The 17,285-nt window shown below is 65.8% G+C and carries 17 protein-coding genes; 8 read left to right on the forward strand and 9 right to left on the reverse strand.

Going from position 1 to position 17,285, the window contains the following annotated elements:
• Nucleotide 1: 1 nt before the first annotated feature.
• The 8 genes from sctJ (at nucleotide 2) to CLM71_RS20235 (ending at nucleotide 10,051) form a co-directional block, all read left to right on the forward strand.
• Nucleotides 2–772: a type III secretion system inner membrane ring lipoprotein SctJ gene (sctJ, locus tag CLM71_RS20200; RefSeq protein ID WP_105232586.1), complete on the forward strand. Its 771-nt coding sequence runs from the start codon at nucleotides 2–4 to the stop codon at nucleotides 770–772.
• Nucleotides 769–1,350: a serine kinase gene (locus tag CLM71_RS20205; protein ID WP_105232587.1), complete on the forward strand. Its 582-nt coding sequence runs from the start codon at nucleotides 769–771 to the stop codon at nucleotides 1,348–1,350. Before sctJ ends, CLM71_RS20205 begins: the two co-directional genes overlap by 4 nt.
• Nucleotides 1,337–1,951 carry a type III secretion system stator protein SctL gene (gene sctL / locus CLM71_RS20210; protein ID WP_105232588.1) on the forward strand — a complete coding sequence of 205 codons (615 nt, stop codon included), beginning with the start codon at nucleotides 1,337–1,339 and terminating at the stop codon, nucleotides 1,949–1,951. The genes CLM71_RS20205 and sctL overlap by 14 nt, the downstream gene beginning before the upstream one ends.
• Before the next feature lie 76 nt (nucleotides 1,952–2,027).
• Nucleotides 2,028–2,255, forward strand: a complete 228-nt coding sequence (locus CLM71_RS20215) for an HrpF protein (RefSeq protein ID WP_015673944.1) — start codon at nucleotides 2,028–2,030, stop codon at nucleotides 2,253–2,255.
• A 76-nt stretch (nucleotides 2,256–2,331) separates the two neighbouring features.
• Nucleotides 2,332–4,377, forward strand: a complete 2,046-nt coding sequence (sctC, locus tag CLM71_RS20220; RefSeq protein ID WP_105232589.1) for a type III secretion system outer membrane ring subunit SctC — start codon at nucleotides 2,332–2,334, stop codon at nucleotides 4,375–4,377.
• Between the two features lie 10 nt (nucleotides 4,378–4,387).
• Nucleotides 4,388–4,576 (forward strand): HrpT family type III secretion system protein, encoded by a 189-nt coding sequence (hrpT, locus tag CLM71_RS20225; protein WP_015673946.1) that lies wholly within the window; start codon nucleotides 4,388–4,390, stop codon nucleotides 4,574–4,576.
• A 59-nt stretch (nucleotides 4,577–4,635) separates the two neighbouring features.
• Entirely contained in the window at nucleotides 4,636–9,612 is a 4,977-nt protein-coding gene (locus tag CLM71_RS20230) for an AvrE-family type 3 secretion system effector (protein ID WP_105232590.1), read from the forward strand.
• A 16-nt stretch (nucleotides 9,613–9,628) separates the two neighbouring features.
• Complete coding sequence (locus CLM71_RS20235; RefSeq protein WP_158684848.1) at nucleotides 9,629–10,051, forward strand: CesT family type III secretion system chaperone; 423 nt, start codon at nucleotides 9,629–9,631, stop codon at nucleotides 10,049–10,051.
• Between the two features lie 13 nt (nucleotides 10,052–10,064).
• On the opposite strand, the gene sctU is transcribed toward CLM71_RS20235, so the two are convergent.
• Genes sctU through CLM71_RS20280 form a run of 9 tightly spaced genes read right to left on the reverse strand, consistent with a single transcriptional unit; the run spans nucleotide 10,065 to nucleotide 17,282 of the window.
• Nucleotides 10,065–11,159, reverse strand: a complete 1,095-nt coding sequence (sctU, locus tag CLM71_RS20240; RefSeq protein ID WP_105232592.1) for a type III secretion system export apparatus subunit SctU — start codon at nucleotides 11,157–11,159, stop codon at nucleotides 10,065–10,067.
• On the reverse strand, nucleotides 11,152–11,967 hold the full coding sequence (gene sctT, locus CLM71_RS20245; protein ID WP_105232593.1) for a type III secretion system export apparatus subunit SctT: 816 nt from the start codon (nucleotides 11,965–11,967) through the stop codon (nucleotides 11,152–11,154). Before sctT ends, sctU begins: the two co-directional genes overlap by 8 nt.
• The gene (gene sctS / locus CLM71_RS20250) at nucleotides 11,967–12,227 is read right to left on the reverse strand and encodes a type III secretion system export apparatus subunit SctS (RefSeq protein WP_105232594.1); all 261 of its coding nucleotides are present in this window, start codon (nucleotides 12,225–12,227) and stop codon (nucleotides 11,967–11,969) included. Before sctS ends, sctT begins: the two co-directional genes overlap by 1 nt.
• 7 nt (nucleotides 12,228–12,234) lie before the next feature.
• Nucleotides 12,235–12,888 carry a type III secretion system export apparatus subunit SctR gene (gene sctR, locus CLM71_RS20255; protein ID WP_105232595.1) on the reverse strand — a complete coding sequence of 218 codons (654 nt, stop codon included), beginning with the start codon at nucleotides 12,886–12,888 and terminating at the stop codon, nucleotides 12,235–12,237.
• 4 nt (nucleotides 12,889–12,892) lie between these two features.
• Entirely contained in the window at nucleotides 12,893–13,945 is a 1,053-nt protein-coding gene (locus tag CLM71_RS20260) for a FliM/FliN family flagellar motor switch protein (protein WP_105232596.1), read from the reverse strand.
• Entirely contained in the window at nucleotides 13,942–14,628 is a 687-nt protein-coding gene (locus CLM71_RS20265) for a type III secretion system HrpP C-terminal domain-containing protein (protein WP_105232597.1), read from the reverse strand. Before CLM71_RS20265 ends, CLM71_RS20260 begins: the two co-directional genes overlap by 4 nt.
• Nucleotides 14,625–15,086: a type III secretion protein gene (locus CLM71_RS20270; protein WP_105232598.1), complete on the reverse strand. Its 462-nt coding sequence runs from the start codon at nucleotides 15,084–15,086 to the stop codon at nucleotides 14,625–14,627. Before CLM71_RS20270 ends, CLM71_RS20265 begins: the two co-directional genes overlap by 4 nt.
• A complete protein-coding gene (gene sctN / locus CLM71_RS20275) occupies nucleotides 15,064–16,431 on the reverse strand; it encodes a type III secretion system ATPase SctN (protein WP_370446960.1) in 1,368 nt (455 codons plus the stop codon). Before sctN ends, CLM71_RS20270 begins: the two co-directional genes overlap by 23 nt.
• Nucleotides 16,431–17,282, reverse strand: coding sequence for an EscD/YscD/HrpQ family type III secretion system periplasmic domain-containing protein (locus tag CLM71_RS20280; protein ID WP_105232600.1), 852 nt, complete (start codon nucleotides 17,280–17,282; stop codon nucleotides 16,431–16,433). The genes sctN and CLM71_RS20280 overlap by 1 nt, the downstream gene beginning before the upstream one ends.
• Nucleotides 17,283–17,285: the final 3 nt, after the last annotated feature.

Genomic DNA, 17,285 nt, shown 5'->3' on the forward strand with positions numbered 1-17,285 from the left:
TATGGGACAATCACTGGTGAAATACCTGCTGGCAGCCGCGCTCGCCCTGCTGCTTAGCGGCTGCGGCGATGAAACCGTGCTCAACAGCAACCTGTCCGAGAGCGATGCCAACGACATTGTCGCCGCGCTGAATCACTACCATATCGCCGCCGACAAACGCGTAGAAAAAAGCGGCGTGTCCGTACTGGTCGCGGCGGCGGATATCGAACGCTCGGTGAACATCCTTGATGCCGCCGGCCTGCCGCGCAAGGCGCGCACCAACCTGGGCGAGGTATTTCAGAAAAGCGGCGTGATCTCCAGCCCGATGGAGGAGCGCGCCCGCTATATTTACGCCCTGTCGCAGGAAGTGGAGTCGACGCTGGCGCAGATTGACGGCGTGGTGGTCGCCCGGGTGCACGTGGTGCTGCCGGAGCGCATCGCGCCGGGAGAGCCGGTGCAGCCGGCCTCGGCGTCGGTGTTTATCAAATACGCCGATTCGCTGGATCCCGACAGCATCGAACCGCGTATCCGCCGTCTGGTGGCCACCAGCATTCCCGGCCTGGTGGGGCGGGACGATAAAGACCTGGCGATCGTCTTCGTGCCCGCCAGGGCCTGGCGTGACCAGACGCCGGTGATCAACCTCGGCCCCTTCGCCCTGACGCCCGGCCAGTATTCACTGGTGAAAACGCTGTTCAGCGTGCTGAGCCTGCTGCTGCTGATCGGCCTCGGCATCGTCGCGCTGCGGCGCTCGGCGAAGAAAGGCGCGACGCCGAACGCGGGCAAAGCCTCATGAGCGACATCGATGCCACGCTGCGCTGGCTCGACTGGTGGCACAGCGGCTTCTGGCGCGACGCACACCCCAGCTGGCGTCAGGCGCTGCCGTTCCCCGCACCGGCCGCCGCTCTGGCGCGGGTGCGCGGCGCGGCGCTGCGTCGGCAGCTCGGGGTGGCGGACGTAGCGCTGCCCCGGCCGCAGCCGCAGTTGCTGACGCTGCTCGCCCTTGACGACGACGCCCGCTCGCTGCTGCTGGCGCTGGTCGCCGAAATCTGCACCGGCGGGACGGCGCTGCCCGGCGAACTGAAAATCTGGTGTCGCCGGCTGGCCAAAGGGCTGCGGCCGGAAAGCTGGCTGCCGACGCCGCCCGTCGGCCAGACGCCGGCGGTCACCAGCCTGACGCTGCTGCAGGCGCGCTACCCCGACTGCTGGCCACGCCTGCGCATGGCGTTTGACCATCACGACGTCTGCCGCTGCCCGCCGTCGCCGCCGGCGCTGGAACCCCGGCGGCTACAGCCGCTGTGGGAGGCGGCGCTGTGGCAGTGTCAGCGCGCGCTGACGGAAGACGGCGAGGAGCATCCGCATGTGGCAACTTAGAAAAATCTCTCTGCGCCAGCCGCCTGAGCCGCAGGCCGCCCTGCTCAGCCGCGACGCGCTGGCCATTAACCATCAGGCCGAAACGCTGATCGCCGACGCCGAACGCCAGGCGCAGGCCCTGCTCGATGCGGCGCAGACGCAGGCCGAAGCGCTGTTGCAACAGGCAGCGGCAGAGCGCGACGCATTACTGGCGGGCGCACAGGAGACCTTCTGGCAGCAGGCCCGGACGCTGTTCGCCGACTGGCAGCAGCAGCGCCGCACCGAGCAGCAGCAGTTGCTCGACGCCGCCGACGCGCTGCTGGCGCAGGCGCTCGGCCGCCTGCTGGACCAGGTGCCGCCGGCCGGGCAGCTGGATATCCTGCTGACGCAGCTGCGCGCCAAACAGCCGTCCGCCGTCGCCGCCACGCTGTACTGCCATAGCGAACGGCACGCCGCGGCGGCGCACTGGCTGACGCAGCGGCCGGAACTGCGCTGGCAGCCGGCGATCGACGACGCGCTGCCGCCGGACACCCTGCTGCTGACCACCGAACAGGGCGAACTGCATATCAGCTGGCAGGCGCTGCGTCAGGCGCTGGGTGCGGCGGAGAGCGTGGCCGGCTGAAGAATTTTTTGAAGGATGGAACCGCCGCGCGGCGTGCGCCACTCAACGAGGAACCTTACATCCAGAGGAGCCCGTTATGTATTCCGACGATTTACTGCAGCGCCGCCTGGCCAGCACCGCCAACCGTAGCCACAACGAGACCTATCAGTTCGCCAAAGAGATGTCGGGCGAGCCTTACAGCCTCAGCGATATGTACGCCTTCCAGAACCAACTGCAGGACATGTCCAATACCAGTTGGGCCAGCTCGCAGTACACGCAGTTCAAGTTCGGTATGCGTAAAGCCATTATCGACGCCATTAACTAACGGCCCCACGGCAGCGCCAGGCTGCCGTTTTTTATCGTCTGAACCCATCTCAACCATGGACAGCAAGGAGTAAGGAGTGGTGCTAACCCTGCCCGCGATACCCCATCTGCGACGTCTGGCGCTGGCGGCGCTGCTGCTGTGCGCCGGCATCGGCGCCGTACAGGCCGCTACGCCCGGCGAGTGGAAGAACGGCGCTTACGCCTATTCCGCCGACAACACGCCGCTGAGCATCATCCTGGAAGATTTTGCCGACAGCTTCGGCGTCACGCTGTACGACAGCTCGCTGCCCGAAGCCAACATCACCGGCAAACTGCGCTCCGGCAGCCCGGAGGCATTTCTGAACCGGCTGGCGCTGGAATACCGTTTTCAATGGTTTGTCTATAACGACACGCTCTACGTCAGCGCGCAGTCGGCGCAGGTATCGCGGCGGCTGGAAATCTCGCCCGACGCGGCGCCGGATATCAAACAGGCGCTGAAGGGCGTCGGCCTGCTCGACCCGCGCTTCGGCTGGGGCGAACTGCCGGACGAAGGCGTGGTGCTGGTTACCGGGCCGCCGGAATATGTCGCCATGATCGCCGACTTCACCAAAAAATCGGAAAAGCCCAAAGACGATAACAAAGAGATGATGTCGTTCCCGCTGAAGTACGCCTCGGTGGCCGACCGCACCATCAAATACCGCGATCAGACCCTGCTGGTGCCGGGGGTGGCCACCATCCTCAATGAACTGCTGGGACAAAGCAGCAGCCCGAGCGCCAGCGGCATGAACAGCAGCCAGGGCGGCGAAAGCGAGATGGATCAGATGCGCGCCCAGTCGCAGGGCATCCTCAGCCAACTGGTGGGGCGCGGCACCGGCCACGGCCGCGCCGGCGATAAAAATCCGCTCGGCGGCCTGGCCGGCAAGGTCTCGGCGGACGTGCGCAACAACGCCCTGCTGGTGCGCGACAAGCCGGAGTACCGCAGCGCCTATCAGTCGCTGGTCAGCATGATCGACGTGCCGCAGAAACTGATCGAGATCGACGCGCTGATCGTCGATATCGACCGCAGCGAGATGGCGCGCCTGTCGAGCAGCTGGGCCGGCCAGTTCGGCAACGTTACCGGCGGTTCGACGCTGCTCTCCGGCCCCAGCACGCTGTTCGTCACCGATTTTCGCCGCTTCTTCGCCGATATTCAGGCGCTGGAGGGCGAAGGCACCGCGTCGATTATCGCCAACCCGTCCATTATGACGCTGGAGAACCAGCCGGCGGTGATCGACTTCAGCGACACCGCCTTTGTGCGCGCCATCGGCGAGCGGGTGGCGGATATCCAAGCGGTCACCGCCGGCACCAGCCTGCGCGTGACGCCGCGCGCCATCGGCGGGAAAAGCAGCGCCACCTCGTCGGTGCAGCTGATCGTCGACGTTGAGGACGGCAAACTGAATAAAAACGACGACGGCGACGCCGAAGGCACCCGCAACGGCGCCATCAGCACCCAGGCGCTGGTGCAGGCAAAACGCTCGCTGGTGATGGGCGGCTTCCACACCAAAGAGAGCGGCGATCATGAGCGGCGCATCCCGATCCTCGGCAGCATTCCGCTGATCGGCAAACTGTTCACCACCTCGCAGCATGAAACCTCGCAGCGCGAGCGGCTGTTTATCATCACGCCGCACCTGGTGGGCGATCAGGTGGATCCTTCCCGCTATATCGCCAGCGAAAACCGCGACCAGCTCAACAGCGCCATGGGAGAGATCAACCGCCGCCACAAGTACACCGACATGAAGGGCATGCTGGAGTCCGCAATGCGCGATCTGGCGGAAAACCGCCAGCCCAGCGGCATGACGGCCGGCGGCAGCGGCCAGACCCTGAGCACGCTGTGCCGCATTCCGTCCGGCTTCAGCAACGATGCGCAGCGCCACCAGTGGTACGGCAACCGTTCGGTGCAAATCGCCGTCGGGGTGATCACCAATACCAGCAACGTCACCCGGCGCTTTGATGAAGCCGCCTGCCGCAGCGACCGCACCCTCGCCGTCGCCGCCTGGCCGCATTCGCAGCTGCGCCCCGGCGAATCGGTAGAGGTGTACGTCGCGTTTGAAAAAAATGCCGTGGTCAGGCCGGGGCGCGCCTCCCTGATCGCCAGCGCCCGCTAAGGAGAAGACTATGGTTATCCGCTATATCGCCGCCCTGCTGGCGGCCATGCTGCTCGCCGCCTGCGCGCCGAAAGCGCCGCCTGGCTGCGCCAGCGTCGAGTGCCGGCCGCAGTCCGGCGACAACAGCCTGACCATCTGGTGGCAGCCGGACCTGCGCAACGGTCCGACGGACTACACCCGGGTACAGGTTAACCCCTGACGGCGGCGGCGGAGGCCCTTCCTCCGCACGCGGCTACTATCTGCGATAAAGGAGAGGCTATGACAACCTCAATCAGCGGCAGCATCGGCGCGTTACTCAATCGGGTGCGGCGGACGGGCGACGAGAACGCCGCCCGCAGCGGCAACCACACCGTCCGCGGCAGCACCGCGCCGTCAACGCAGCGCGCGCCCCTGTCTTCACCATCCCGCCCTCCGGCCGGCCTGCGCCAGCGCCAGAACGCCGCGCCGCAGCTCCCTCAACTCTCCCGTGAGTCCGGCAACTGGGCGGTGCAGCTCAACGGTCGGCTCGGCGGCATCGACGGCGCCAGTGAAGAACCGCCGGCCGTCACGCCGGAGGAGCAGACGACGCTGGCGCAAAAGCAGGCGCAGCGCCGGCGGCTGGAGCGCAGCACTCAGCACCAGTGGCAGTCTCAGGCGCCCACCGCCCAGCTGACGGGGTTAAGCCGCCGGGACAACGGCACGCTGGATATCGACGCCGGCGAAGCATTAGGCCCGCTGCTGGAAAACACCCTCAACGCCAATAACCAGCGCTACCGCTGGCATGGCAACGGTAATGAGCACGGCCATACGCTGCTCGACCAGCAAAACCGGCTGATTCATCTGCACGAAGATCCGCTGGCGTTTACCGCCTTCACCCACCGGCTATCGGTACCGCCGCAGCAGACGCCCGTCGCCGGCAATAACGGCAGCGTCAGCTGGGGCGGCGACGAGCCGAAGACGGTCGCCAAGCCAGCGCAGGCGCTGCGGGAAAAACTCACCGGTATCTACCACACCGGCCAGGACGAGCAAGCGCTGCGCCTGTACGGCGATCGTTTATACCAATACACGTCGGATCTCCCTGCCGAATGGCAGCCGATGCATGATATCGACGCCAAACCTTTCAGCCAGCTCAGCCGCCAGGGCAACGGCCAGCTGTTTGCGCTGCAGGACGATAAACAGCTGCTGAACCTCAGCACCGGCCGCACCGAACATACATTCAGTCAGACAGTTTCCGCCTATGCGCTCAACCGCCACGGTGCGCTGCTGGCGCTGACGGCGGACAAAGCCGCCGGCAAACAACAGCTGCTGTTTCGCCCGGCGGGCGCGGACGGCGCGCCGCAGCCGCTGCAGTTGCAGCTGGCTCGCGAAGGCAGCGGCGAACCGCAGCCGTTTTATCCCGCCGCCATCGCCCTGCGCGGCAATGAACTGCTGGCGTTCGACGACGGCGGCCGCCTGCACCGCGCCGCGCTGCCGGACGGCGACATGCCGCCGACCCTGGACCTGGAGCAGGACGGCCGCGATACCCAGATTCGCCATCTGTTCTCCGACCCTGACGCACAGCTGACCGCGCTGCTGAACGACGGCGACGATCGCATCCACGCGCTGGTGAAGAACCGCCACAATCACGAATTCAGCTGCCAGTTGGGCGACACCGGCGTCACCCCCGGCTGGAACCTGACCGACAGCATGGTGATGGATTATCAGAAGGGGCTGCGCCTCAGCGCGCCGCGGCCGCACAACGTCGTCGATCTGGGCCGGCTGGGCAAACTGGCGCTGATTGAAGGCAAGGTGCACTTTCGCGATGAAGTCACCGGCCACTGGGAGGCCAGCGAAGAAAAGGCCGACCGCCTGATCCGCGGCCAGGACGGCCAGGCGTATAAAGTGGAGGACGGCGAAGTCAAACCGCTGAAGATCAATCAGGCCGGCAACAAAGCCTCCCTCCAGGGCAACCTGTTTCATCTGACGCGGGTGCGCAACAGCGTGGAGGCCGACCTCGCCCTGACCGGGCTGGACAAGAATAGCCGGACCCAGACCGTCACCGCGCTGGGCAACGGGCGTCTGGCCTCGCTGCGGCAAGACGGCAGCGTGCAGCTGCATCAAATCATCCCCGGCGCGCGGCGCGAACGCATGCCGCCGCTGCCCATCAAACGTGAAGGCCTGCCCGACGCCCAAACGCCGGCCGGCAGGCTGAAAGATCTGGCCGGCAACGCCAGCCACCAGCTGTTCGGCCTGACCGGCAACGGGCAGCTGTTCTGCCTGGAGCCGGCCGGCTGGCTGCCGCCGGCGCTGCGTTCGGGCAACCGGCAGCAGGACCAGGCGGCCGCCTGGCTGCCGGTCGTGCCGCCTCCGCATCTCGGCCGGCTCACCAGTCTGCACAACGATGCGCAGGGGCGCCTGGTGGCGGCGGACGACGCCGGCCGCTCCGCCACCTGGCACAACGGCAGCTGGCAAGACACCGATGAGGCGGCGCCCGTTTCCTACCACAACGACACCTCGCAGCAGACCTTCGACCGGCTGGGCGCCAGCGGCAAGAGCGGCCGCATCCCCGGCACCGGCATCACCTATAAACGCGAGTTCGAGGTGTTCGGCGCCGGCGGCAATAACACCCGCCAGGTGAACAACCCGTTTAAAAAACGCATGCAGGCCTTTTTGTTTAAGCCTCAGGGCAAAATGCCGCGTCCGCTGAAAAACCTCGGTAATGAAATTATCCACCGCGCCAGCGGCCGCGAGGGGCTGAAACCCTGCTATCAGGCCCAGCAGCAGCTCTCCGCCGAGATCGCCGCCAAACCGGCGCCGCCCGCAGACAGCGGCACCGAGCTCAACAGCCTGTCAACGCTGGAAACCCGCCTCAGCGCGCTGGGGCTGGCGCAAAGCGACGACGCCCGCCACCAGCAGCTGCATAAAGAGATCGCCGGCTTCAGCGAGATGCTGGGGCGCAGCCTGAACCTGCACAGCGCCGCGGTGGGCAAACATTACGGCGTGGTGGATGAGCACAACCGTGTGATCGATAACCCGAGCAAGCTGCTGCACACCCGCAGCGGCCAGTTTAACCGCCACAGCCGGCGCGATCCGCAGCTGGCCGGCGTCCTGCGGCACCTGCTGGGCAACCACGGTTCGCAGTCGGCGCAGGACGCGCTGCACACCCTGAGCGCCATGGAGAAGCACCGCGTGGTGATCAACCACCTGAAGGACGAACGCGACTATCACGACGATATCGGCCTGCTGAAATCGCGCCTGTTTCTCGATCTGCTGACGCAGGAAAAGCTGCATCAGGCGCTGAGCGACTGTCAATCCGCTCCGGCGTCCGACCCGCAGCGCCTGAACACCCTGCGCGACACCGTGCGCAGCCTGCGTGACGAACAGTGGGATCAGCACCCGGTGAAGAAACTGTCCGATCAGGGCTTCCAGAACACCCGCCAGCTTGAGGCCTATTACGACGGCATGAAAAGAACGGTCAAGGCCTTCTCCAAGCAGCACCACGGCACCTACGTCACCGCCAGCACGCTGTTCCAGACCGGCAGCCGCGAGGAACTGACCCAGCGGCTCGGCGAGGAGCTGCTGGCGCTGAAAAACGGCGAGGCGTTGACCTTCGGCAACGGCCACAGCGGCTTTGTCTCCAGCGTCACCCTGCCCGGCGACCAGATTATCGGTTCGGTCGGCGCGCGGGTGAATCTGGATCGTGACTACAGCCTGGCCTTCACCCGCGAGGAGAGCGGGCTGACGGTAACCGTCGCCCGCAACGGCGGCGGCAGCCTGAACGTGTTCGGCGCCGCCGGGGTCAACGTGCTGACCGGCCACCTGAATGAAGACAGCCTGAATTTCGGCCCGGACGGCAACCACAAACTGTCGCCGGTGGTGCGCTTCGGCGCATCGCTGCCGCTGAACCTGCAGCGCCAGTCGCAAAACAGCATGACCTTCAGCCTGAGCGATAACGAGCTGCCGCAGTTTCTGGAGCAGCTGACCACCAACCAGCTCAGGCCGATGGATATGCTGGACAAGGCCATCGATCACAAGGTGAAAAACGGCAACGTCTGGAACCTGAGTCTGGATATCAACGCCTCGGCGCAGGCCAGTCTCGGCCTGCCGATGACCAACAAAAACGAGACCGCCAACGTCGCCAGCGCGCGCCTCGGCGGCGGTCTGGCGGCGGGCGCCAATCTGCTGCACGGCCAGCGCGAACGCAGCGATGCGCACAATGCGGAAGGCAGCAAAGTCAGCCACAGCGACAACCGGGTACGCTATCTGAATCAGGGCAATCTGGACGCCCGCATTATGGTGCCCGTCGGCGTCAGCAGCAAAACCGAACATGCGCGCGAGCCGATTATGGCAACCAGCGCGCTGGCGGCGCGCTACACCTTTGACGGCCGCACCAAAAAGAAAATCAATATGGAACTGGCGGAACCGCACACGTTAGATCACACCCATATCGACAAGATTGCGGAAACCCTCGGCAAGGCCTTTACCAGCCCGGCCGACGCCCGGGTACTGGCCACGGTGCAGGACAGCGCCGGTGACACCTCGCCAAGGGCCAGGCTGACGGCGCTGAATGACCACTTCCGTCATCATCTGCTTGGCGCCAAAACGCTGAACAACAGCCAGCATGCGGCGATCCGCGACCTGCAAAAACTGATCCACCAGCGCGAAGCGATGGATAAGAAAGTGCCGCTGCCCGGTGCGCTGGAGTATCAGTCCACCTACAACAACCTGGCCAAGCTGGACAGCAACAGCCTGCCGCACTGGATCCATGATGCTTTCCGCTTTGAGATGCAGGACGACAATCATGCCAACAGCAACGCCAACCGCATTAGCGCCATGATGGCGCAGGATCCACGCCTCGCCGGGTTGATCGGCCAGATGCAGCTCAGCACTGACACCAAGGCGGAGGTGACGCTGGAGCTGAAGGATGAAGACCGCAGGCAACTGGTGGAAAACTGGTTGCACGGGACTGTCCAACGCCAGGATCTCGAACGGCAGCTGCAGGATCGCAGCAAGATGCGCATCAAATCCATCGCCTTTGTCGAAAGTAAATCCAAGGGCGACGGCATCATGTCCCCGCGCTTTCTGATCGGCGGCGGCAGCAATGTCAGCATCGAGAAAGAGCGTAAGCTGGGCAAGATCAGCTTCAGCTACGGCGTCGATCAAAGCGCGCCGCTGAGCTACAGCCTTGAAGGCGAACTCGCCGACCGTCAGAACGCTGCGTTAAGCGAACCGCTCAACCGGGCGTGGGCGCAGGGGCGACTGTTGAAAGATGCATAAACCCGAGGAGAGATCTGTGGAAACGCACTACATACAAAAACTGCTGGCCCGCTACGGCGCGAGCCTTCACACCGAACTGCACATGGAAAACGGCGTCTGCGCCCTGCAGGATGAGCGCGGCCGGGAGCTGGCGGTATTGGAACTGCCGCCGCCGGGCGAGATGCTGATGCTGCACTGCCTGATTCTGCCCGCCGATCCGGCCTGGCAAACGCCGGCCATGCTGCAGACGCTGCTGACGATGAACTTTGAGATCGGCGCGATGGACGGCTGCTGGCTGGCGCTGGATCAAGAGCGTAACCTGCGCCTGTGCGGCCGCAGCGCGCTGAGCCAGCTGGATCACGCCGGTTTTGCCCTGCTGCTCAACGGTTTTATCGAACGCGGCCACCAGGTGCGCGACTTTATGCCGGATCTGCTGGAACGCCTGCGCCCCGTCGCCTGACCCCAGGGAGCCGTTACGGAAACGGCTCCTCTTCCAGTTCGATCACCTCGTTCAGATAACCGTCCTCCAGTTCACGCAGCAGGCGGTAGACCTGCGCCACCGCCTTCAGCGTCTCACGCGGGATCCAGCTGCCTTCCGGCGTGGTGCGATACAGCGTGCGCGTCAGCCAGATATAGCGCACCACCGGAATATGCGCACGTTGCGCCTGATCCACCAGATAGTGCGCATCGTCACCGTGTGCTTTGAACACCAGACGCGGCAACGGCGTTTCGCCGGGACGGTAATAGAGCCCGACCGCATAGTGGGTCGGATTGACCAACAACACGTCGGCCTCTTCCACCGCCACGCTGCGCGCCGCGCTCGGCTCTTCATTCAGGATATCCTGCGCCACCTGACGCCGGTGCCCTTTCATATGCGGGTCACCTTCGTTCTGCTTATATTCGTTGCGGATATCTTCGTGGCTCATCCGCTGCTGCTTGAGAAAGAAGAAGCGCTGCACGCCGAAATCCATCAGGCTGAGCGCCAGCAGCACCAGCAGCACCCGGCGCGCGCAGCGGATAAACAGCTGCAGCACGCCATGCCAGAAACCGTCCAGCGTACTCTGGGCCAAACGTGCCAGATTGCCCATTTCCGGCGCCAGCGACAGCCACAGCACCAGGCCGATGGCGGCCGCCTTGATAATGCTGGTCAGCAACTGCGCCATCTGCCGGCCGGAAAACATATTCTTGAATTGGTTCACCGGGTTGAGCGATTCGGGCTTCGGCAGCAGCGCCTCCACCGAGAACAGCGGGCCGAACTGGATCCAGCCCCCCAGCACCCGCAGCAGCAGCGCGATACTGCAGACGATGGCGGAAAACAGCGCCAGCACCAGCAGCGAGTCGGCGATCACCTCCTCCATCGCATGGCCGAACGGGTCACGCAGACGCAACAGCGGCAGCAGCATCATCGACTCCATGCGCTGCATGCCGCTCTCCACCAGCGCAAAGATCGTCTCTAGAATGCCGATCGAAATCAGCAGCTTCGGGATATCCTGACTCTGGCCGACCTGCCCCTTTTTCCGCGACTCCTGCAGCTTCTGCGGCGTAGCCTGTTCGGTTTTTTCAGCCATCGGCTCCTCCCACCGGTTGCAGCAACGTGCCAAGAATGGCGCTCAGATCGCGCAGCTCAAACAGCCGCTCGCCCGCCAGGTGGTTGAGCACCGGCAGATACAAGACGAAAAACAGCAGCCCCAGCAGGCACTTTACCGGAATGGTCAGCACCGTGGCCTGAATCTGCGGGCTGTAGATGCTGATGATGCCGACGGCGAAATCCATCAGCAGCAGCAGCGCCACCAGCGGGCCGGCGTACAGCACCATATCGGCAAAGGTGGTTTTCAGCAGGCCGAGCCAGACGCCCCAACCCTGTTCGCCCGGCAGCGGCATCCACGCCAGCGCCGGCCACAGGCGGTAGCTGTCCCACAGCACCTGGGTGATGGTGCCCAGCCCCGGCCCCACCATCAGCAGCAGGATCATCGACTGCTGCATCAGGTGGCCCAGCGGCGTCACGTCCGGCCCCAGCAGCGGGTTGAGCTGGCCGCCCATCAGCGCGCCGCGCTGGTTGTCAAACAGCGCGCCGACCGACTCCATCATCCAAAACGGCAGTCCGAACACCAGACCAAGCAGCGCGCCGAGGATCAGCTCTTTCAGCCCCAGCGCCGTCAGCGTCAGCAGCGGCGGCGGGTCGGCGGCGATCTCGGCCTGCAGCGCCGGCGCGATAAACAGCGCCAGCGCCGCGACGATCGCCGCGCGCGGTACGCCTTTGATCACGTTAAAGGAGAAGATCGGCGTCAGCAGCACGCAGGGAAAGATGCGCGCCATGCCCAGCAGCAGCGCCAGCAGAGACTGGAACAGTTGATCCAGCAGATCGCCCCACAGCATCAGCCGCCAACCCGCGACATCATGACGAAGGCGTTCTGCGTCAGCTGCAGCAGCTCCACCCCAAGCCAGCGCCCGGTCAGCGCCAGCGTCACCCCCACCGCCACCAGCTTCAGACAGAACGGCAGCGTCTGATCCTGCAGCTGCATCGCCGCCTGCAGCAGCGAAGTGATCACCCCCACCAGCACCGCGACGATCAGCGGCGGCGCGGAAAGCAGCACCACCAGCAGCATCGCCTGACGAAAAAAGCTCAGTATATCCATCGCCGCCTCACAGATAGCTATAAAACAGGCCGTCCAGCAGCCGGGTCCAGCCGCTGACCAGCACAAACAGCAGGATCTTCAACGGCAACGAGACCGTCATCGGCGACACCATCTGCATCCCCAGCGCCAGCAGCACGTTGGAGACGATCAGATCCAGCACCAGGAAGGGAATAAAGATCAGAAAGCCGATCTTGAAGCCGTTCTGCAGTTCGGACAGCACGAACGCCGGGATTACCAGCAGCGGGCTTTGCGGCGTCAGCGACTGCGCCATCTCTTTCGGCCACATGCGTGCGCCGTTCTCCTGCAGGTGCGTCAGAATATCCGGGTCGGTATTGCGCGTCATAAACGCCTTCAGCGGCTCGGCGCCGTTGCCGAAGGTGTACTCCAGCCGCTCCATATTGCTGAAGTCGAGCGGCATCGCTTTAAGCCGCTGGCTCATATCGTTAAACACCGGCGCCATCACAAACAGCGTCGCGGCGAGGGCGATGCCGTACAGCGCCATATTCGGCGGCACCTGCTGCACGCCCATCGCGTTGCGCGTCAGCAGCAGCACCATGGAAATCTTGAGAAAACAGGTACAGACGATCATCAGCATCGGCACCAGCGACAGCGCGCCGAGAAACAGCGCCAGCATCATCGGATTGAGCGACTGCGCTTCCATCGCCTTAGCGCCCCTGCCCCAGCGGATTGACGCTGCCCGGCAGCATATGGGTAATCTGCAGCCCCAGCCGCCCCTCCACATCCACCAGTTCGCCTTTCGCCAGCGGGTAGTCGCCGTGACACAGCAGCGCTTCGCCGGGCTGGACGTGATCCACCATAATGGTGGCGCCGGGCGCCAGACGCTGCAGGTCACCCACGGTCAGATGCAGATGCCCACAGCGCACGGTCAGCGCCAGCGGCAGGGGGTCGAGCGTCACGCCGGCCGGCTCCGCATCAATACGCCGTTCCATGCCGCTCTCGTCCTGTACGTCGCTTTCTGTCTCGTTGTCGTTGTAGGGAAATGTCACGGATGTTGTCTCCAGATCGGTAAGATAAAAACCAGTGCTTCGCCCTTCCTCGCCAACCAGTTCGCCCTGGGCCCGGAAGTGCGCAAAGCGCAGCGTCCCCGCACCGTGCGGGGTAAATGTGTCCTCGCGCGGCAGCAGCACATCGTCCGGCTGCAGGCGCGTCAGTTCCGCGAGGGAAAGCGTCAGCGCACCGACGCAAAACGGTAAGGTCAGCGGCAGCGCCGTCAGGGTGTCGTTGACGATACCCTGCCAGCCCGGCGCCGCCAGCAGGGCGCACAACACCTCGGGCGCCGCCGTCAGCGCGCTCTGCGCCCGCAGGTCGCCCAGCGTCACCGTCAGCCGTACGCCAAACGCACCGGCGGGCGGTGCGCCGTCGGCGGCGTTCAGTTCGCCGAACAGCGCGCGGATTTGCGCGCTCAGCGCGTGATTGAACAGCGGCCAGTACCAGAGGTCGTCCTCGTCGCCGGCGGTTGGTAGTGCCGGGCAGTCGGACAGCAGCGCGCAGACGCCTTCCGCGTCGCTCAGCCACAGCGGGCCGGCCATACAGCGCAGCGCCGTTTCCGCCGCCTGCCGTTCGCCGGCGGCCGGCTCAATACGCAGTTCGCCGGCGCGCTCGCCCAGTTGAAAAGCCAGGCGCAGCCCGTGGCCGAGAAGGCCGCGGAGTCGGGCCTCGGCGGCGCTCTGGCGCCGCAGCTTCAGCGGCGTGCTCATGGCTGATCCCCCCGCTGCTCAAAGCGCAGGCGCACCCGGCACGCCAGACGGCGGCGCAGCGAGTGGCGGCAGCGCTCCTCATGGGCCGCCAGCGCCGCCAGCGCCGCCGGCGCAAAGCGCAGCGCGATATCCCAGCCGCCTGCCGGCAGCGCCTGCAAACGGGCGTCCACATCCCCCAAGCGCGGCAATAGCAGCGTGACGGAGACCGGGCCGGCCGGCGGATTGACCAACGCCCGGTCCAGCTCATTCTCCAGCGGCTGCCACAGCGCCATCGGCGCGCCAGAGGCGGCGCTTTCCGGCGTCGCCGCAGCATGCGGGGTGGCGGCGGCGTGCGGCGCAACGTGCAGCGCGCCGGGAAATGCCGGCGTATCGCTCGCCATCAGCATGCTGAACAGGTTGCCGTCCGGCGTCGGCGCGGAATTCTCTTCATCGCGCCTGGCCGCCGGCAGCCCGCCACTCACCGGCCGTTCCGCCGTGGCGCGGCCGCGCTCGGCTACGTTCTTTGCCCCCGGGCGCGCCTTGCGCAGCGGATGATGCACATCATGGGCCGGCCCGTGTTCGTCGCGCGGCTGGCGCGCAACCGCATCCTGACGCCGCTGCGCCGCCGGGCGCTGCGGTTCGCGCTCCCGCTCTTTGGCGCGCTCACGGGCAACGCGGTGTTCCTGCCGCGTCGGAGAGATCATCGCGCGCCTCCCGTTTCCCGCAACAGATACGCCAGTTTCTCCAGCTCGCGCTGGCGACGGCGCGTCTCGGCCTGCGCCGCCTGCAGTTTCTGCTGCTGCTCGTCACTGCGCCGCTGGTCTGCCAACAGCTGCTGCCGGCCGGCGTCCACCGACGCCGCCGCGCTGCGCTCGTCCTCAAGGCCGTGTTGCAGACGCTCCAGCGGTTGCCTGCCTAAATAACGCTGATCGAACTGTTGCCGCCGCTGCTGATAATCCTGCTGTGTGGCTGCCAGTTGGTGCTGCGTCTGCTGCAGCTGCCGCCGGCAGGCGCTGAGCTGTTGTTCTTCCCGTCGCTGCCGGCGTTCGCTGCGTTGCAAACGCTGGCGGCGAATCGGCAGCATCAGTTCCAGCGCCTGGCCAAGCGCCCGGTCACCGTCGTCCGGCGGCGGCGAGTGATCACTGTTCCTGTTCCGGCGCATAGCCGCTTACCTCCGTCAGTTGCTGCAAAGTCTCTTCCCAGGCGCAGGGATCGCGCGTCTCCTGGCGTAAAAAACCGTTGATGGCGCCCTGCGCCTCCACCGCGGCGTCGGTCATCGCGTCATGCCCCGGCTCGTATTCCCCCAGCCGAATCAGCATCTCCACCTGCTGCCAGGCGGACATCAGGCGGCGCAGCCGGGTGGCGTCGACGATCTGCGCCCGTTCAGCCACGTTGCTCATGGTGCGACTGAGACTGGCCAGCACGTCGATGGCCGGATAGTGGCCGCGCTCCGCCAGCCGGCGGGTCAGCACGATATGACCGTCGATCAGCGAACGCACTTCGTCCGCCACCGGGTCGTTCATCGAATCCGCTTCAATCAGCACCGAATACAGGGCGGTAATGCTGCCCGTCATGGTCTGCCCCGCCCGCTCCAGCAGTCCGGGCAGCAGGGTATACACCGACGGCGGCAGCCCGCCGCGCCCCGGCGGTTCGCCCAGCGCCAGACCAATTTCGCGCTGGGCGCGGGCGAAGCGGGTCAGCGAGTCCAGGATCAGCAGCACGCTTTTCCCCTGCGCGCGGAACGCTTCGGCAATCGCCGTGGCGGTAAAGGCCGCGCGGGCGCGCTCCATGCTGCTGCGATCCGAGGTGGCACACACCAGCACCGTGCGGCTGCGCAGCGCCTCATCCAGCTCATGGTCGAGAAACTCGCGCAGCTCGCGGCCGCGCTCGCCGATCAGACCGAACACAATGGCGTCGCAGGGCGTGTTGCGCGCCAACTCCGCCAGCAGCGTGGTTTTACCGCAGCCGGCACCGGCAAACACCCCAACCCGCTGGCCGACGCCAAGGGTCAGCAGCCCGTCGATGGCGCGCACGCCGGTAGGCAGCGGCCGGGCAATACGTGGACGCGCGGTCGGCGGCGGCGCATCGCTCACCACCGGCACGGTATCAACCCCCATTCCCGGCAGCGCAAAGGCGCCGACGCTCTGTTCATCCAACGGGCGGCCGAAACCGTCCAGCACGCTGCCGAGCAGCGCATCGGACACACTGATGCTGTGTGGCAGCCACAGCGGCGTCACCCGCGCGCCGCGCGCGATGCCGTCCAGCGGCCCCAGCGCCGACAGCAGCGTATGCTGCGGATTAAAGCCCACCACTTCCGCCAGCACGCTCTCCTGCGCACTGCGCGTGATACGGCACAGATCGCCGATGCGCGCGCGCGGCAGGCTGCACTCCAGCAGGATGCCGCTGATGCCGGTCACCCTGCCGTAGGCCGTTACCGCATCCGCCTGCTGCAGACGCCGCCGTTGACCATCGGCCCAGGCGGCGATCTCGCGAGAAAAATCCGTCATCACCATTTCACCGTCAGTGGATCGCGGCCGCTAAATTCAATCCGATCGTCGGTGATCGCCGCCAGCCGCAGGCCGGCAACCTCATCGCCAATAAATACCCGCTGGCCATCTTCGGTGACGATATTGGCCCGCTGGCCGGTGGTGATTTGTACAATGCGGAACGGCAGTTTCTTCTCCTGCGGCCGTACCGCGGTTTTCACCGGCGCCGCCGCGCCGTAGTGCGCGTAAAAGCGCGCCATCATGCGTTCGAACACCGCCATCTGCGGCTTGCTTAATTCGCCGCTCAGCAGCAGACCATCGCCCTGCTTGCTGATGCGGACCTGTTTGAGCAGTTCGCGTTCGCGCAGCTGTTGCTGCAGCGGCGCGCGCAGCTCCTCCACGCTGTTCCAGCTGGCGGTGCGCCCCTCGCCGGCGGAGGTCTGCGCCATCGTCGGCTGCAGGATCCAGCTGGCGACCGTGATACTCAGCAGCAGAAACAGCCCCAGTACCAGCCCGCGCATCGCGCCGGACAGGCGGCGACGGGCAACGGGCGGTGGCGCGGGGTTTTTCTCCGGCGGGGCGGGCAGCGCCGCCGCCTCATGCCACGGCGTTTCGGCGCGGGCCACGCACAGCCAGACGTCGGCCAGCTGGAACGGCGTATCCGCCTCCAGCGTCCGGCTCTCCTGCGACGCCGGCTCCGCAGCCAACCGCCACTGCTCATCGTCACGGCTCAGGAGGTAACTCAGGCCGGCCAGATCCACGCCGTCAAGGCGCAGATCGGCCTGCGGATCGCCGCCGATGCGCCACAACGCGCCGCTGAGGGGCAAGGCGGCGCCGCAGTGGTAACCGGACAGTACGCGCAGCTCAAACATCCG

It is taken from the genome of Serratia sp. MYb239 (assembly GCF_002966855.1).
GTDB lineage: Bacteria > Pseudomonadota > Gammaproteobacteria > Enterobacterales > Enterobacteriaceae > Serratia_B > Serratia_B rhizosphaerae.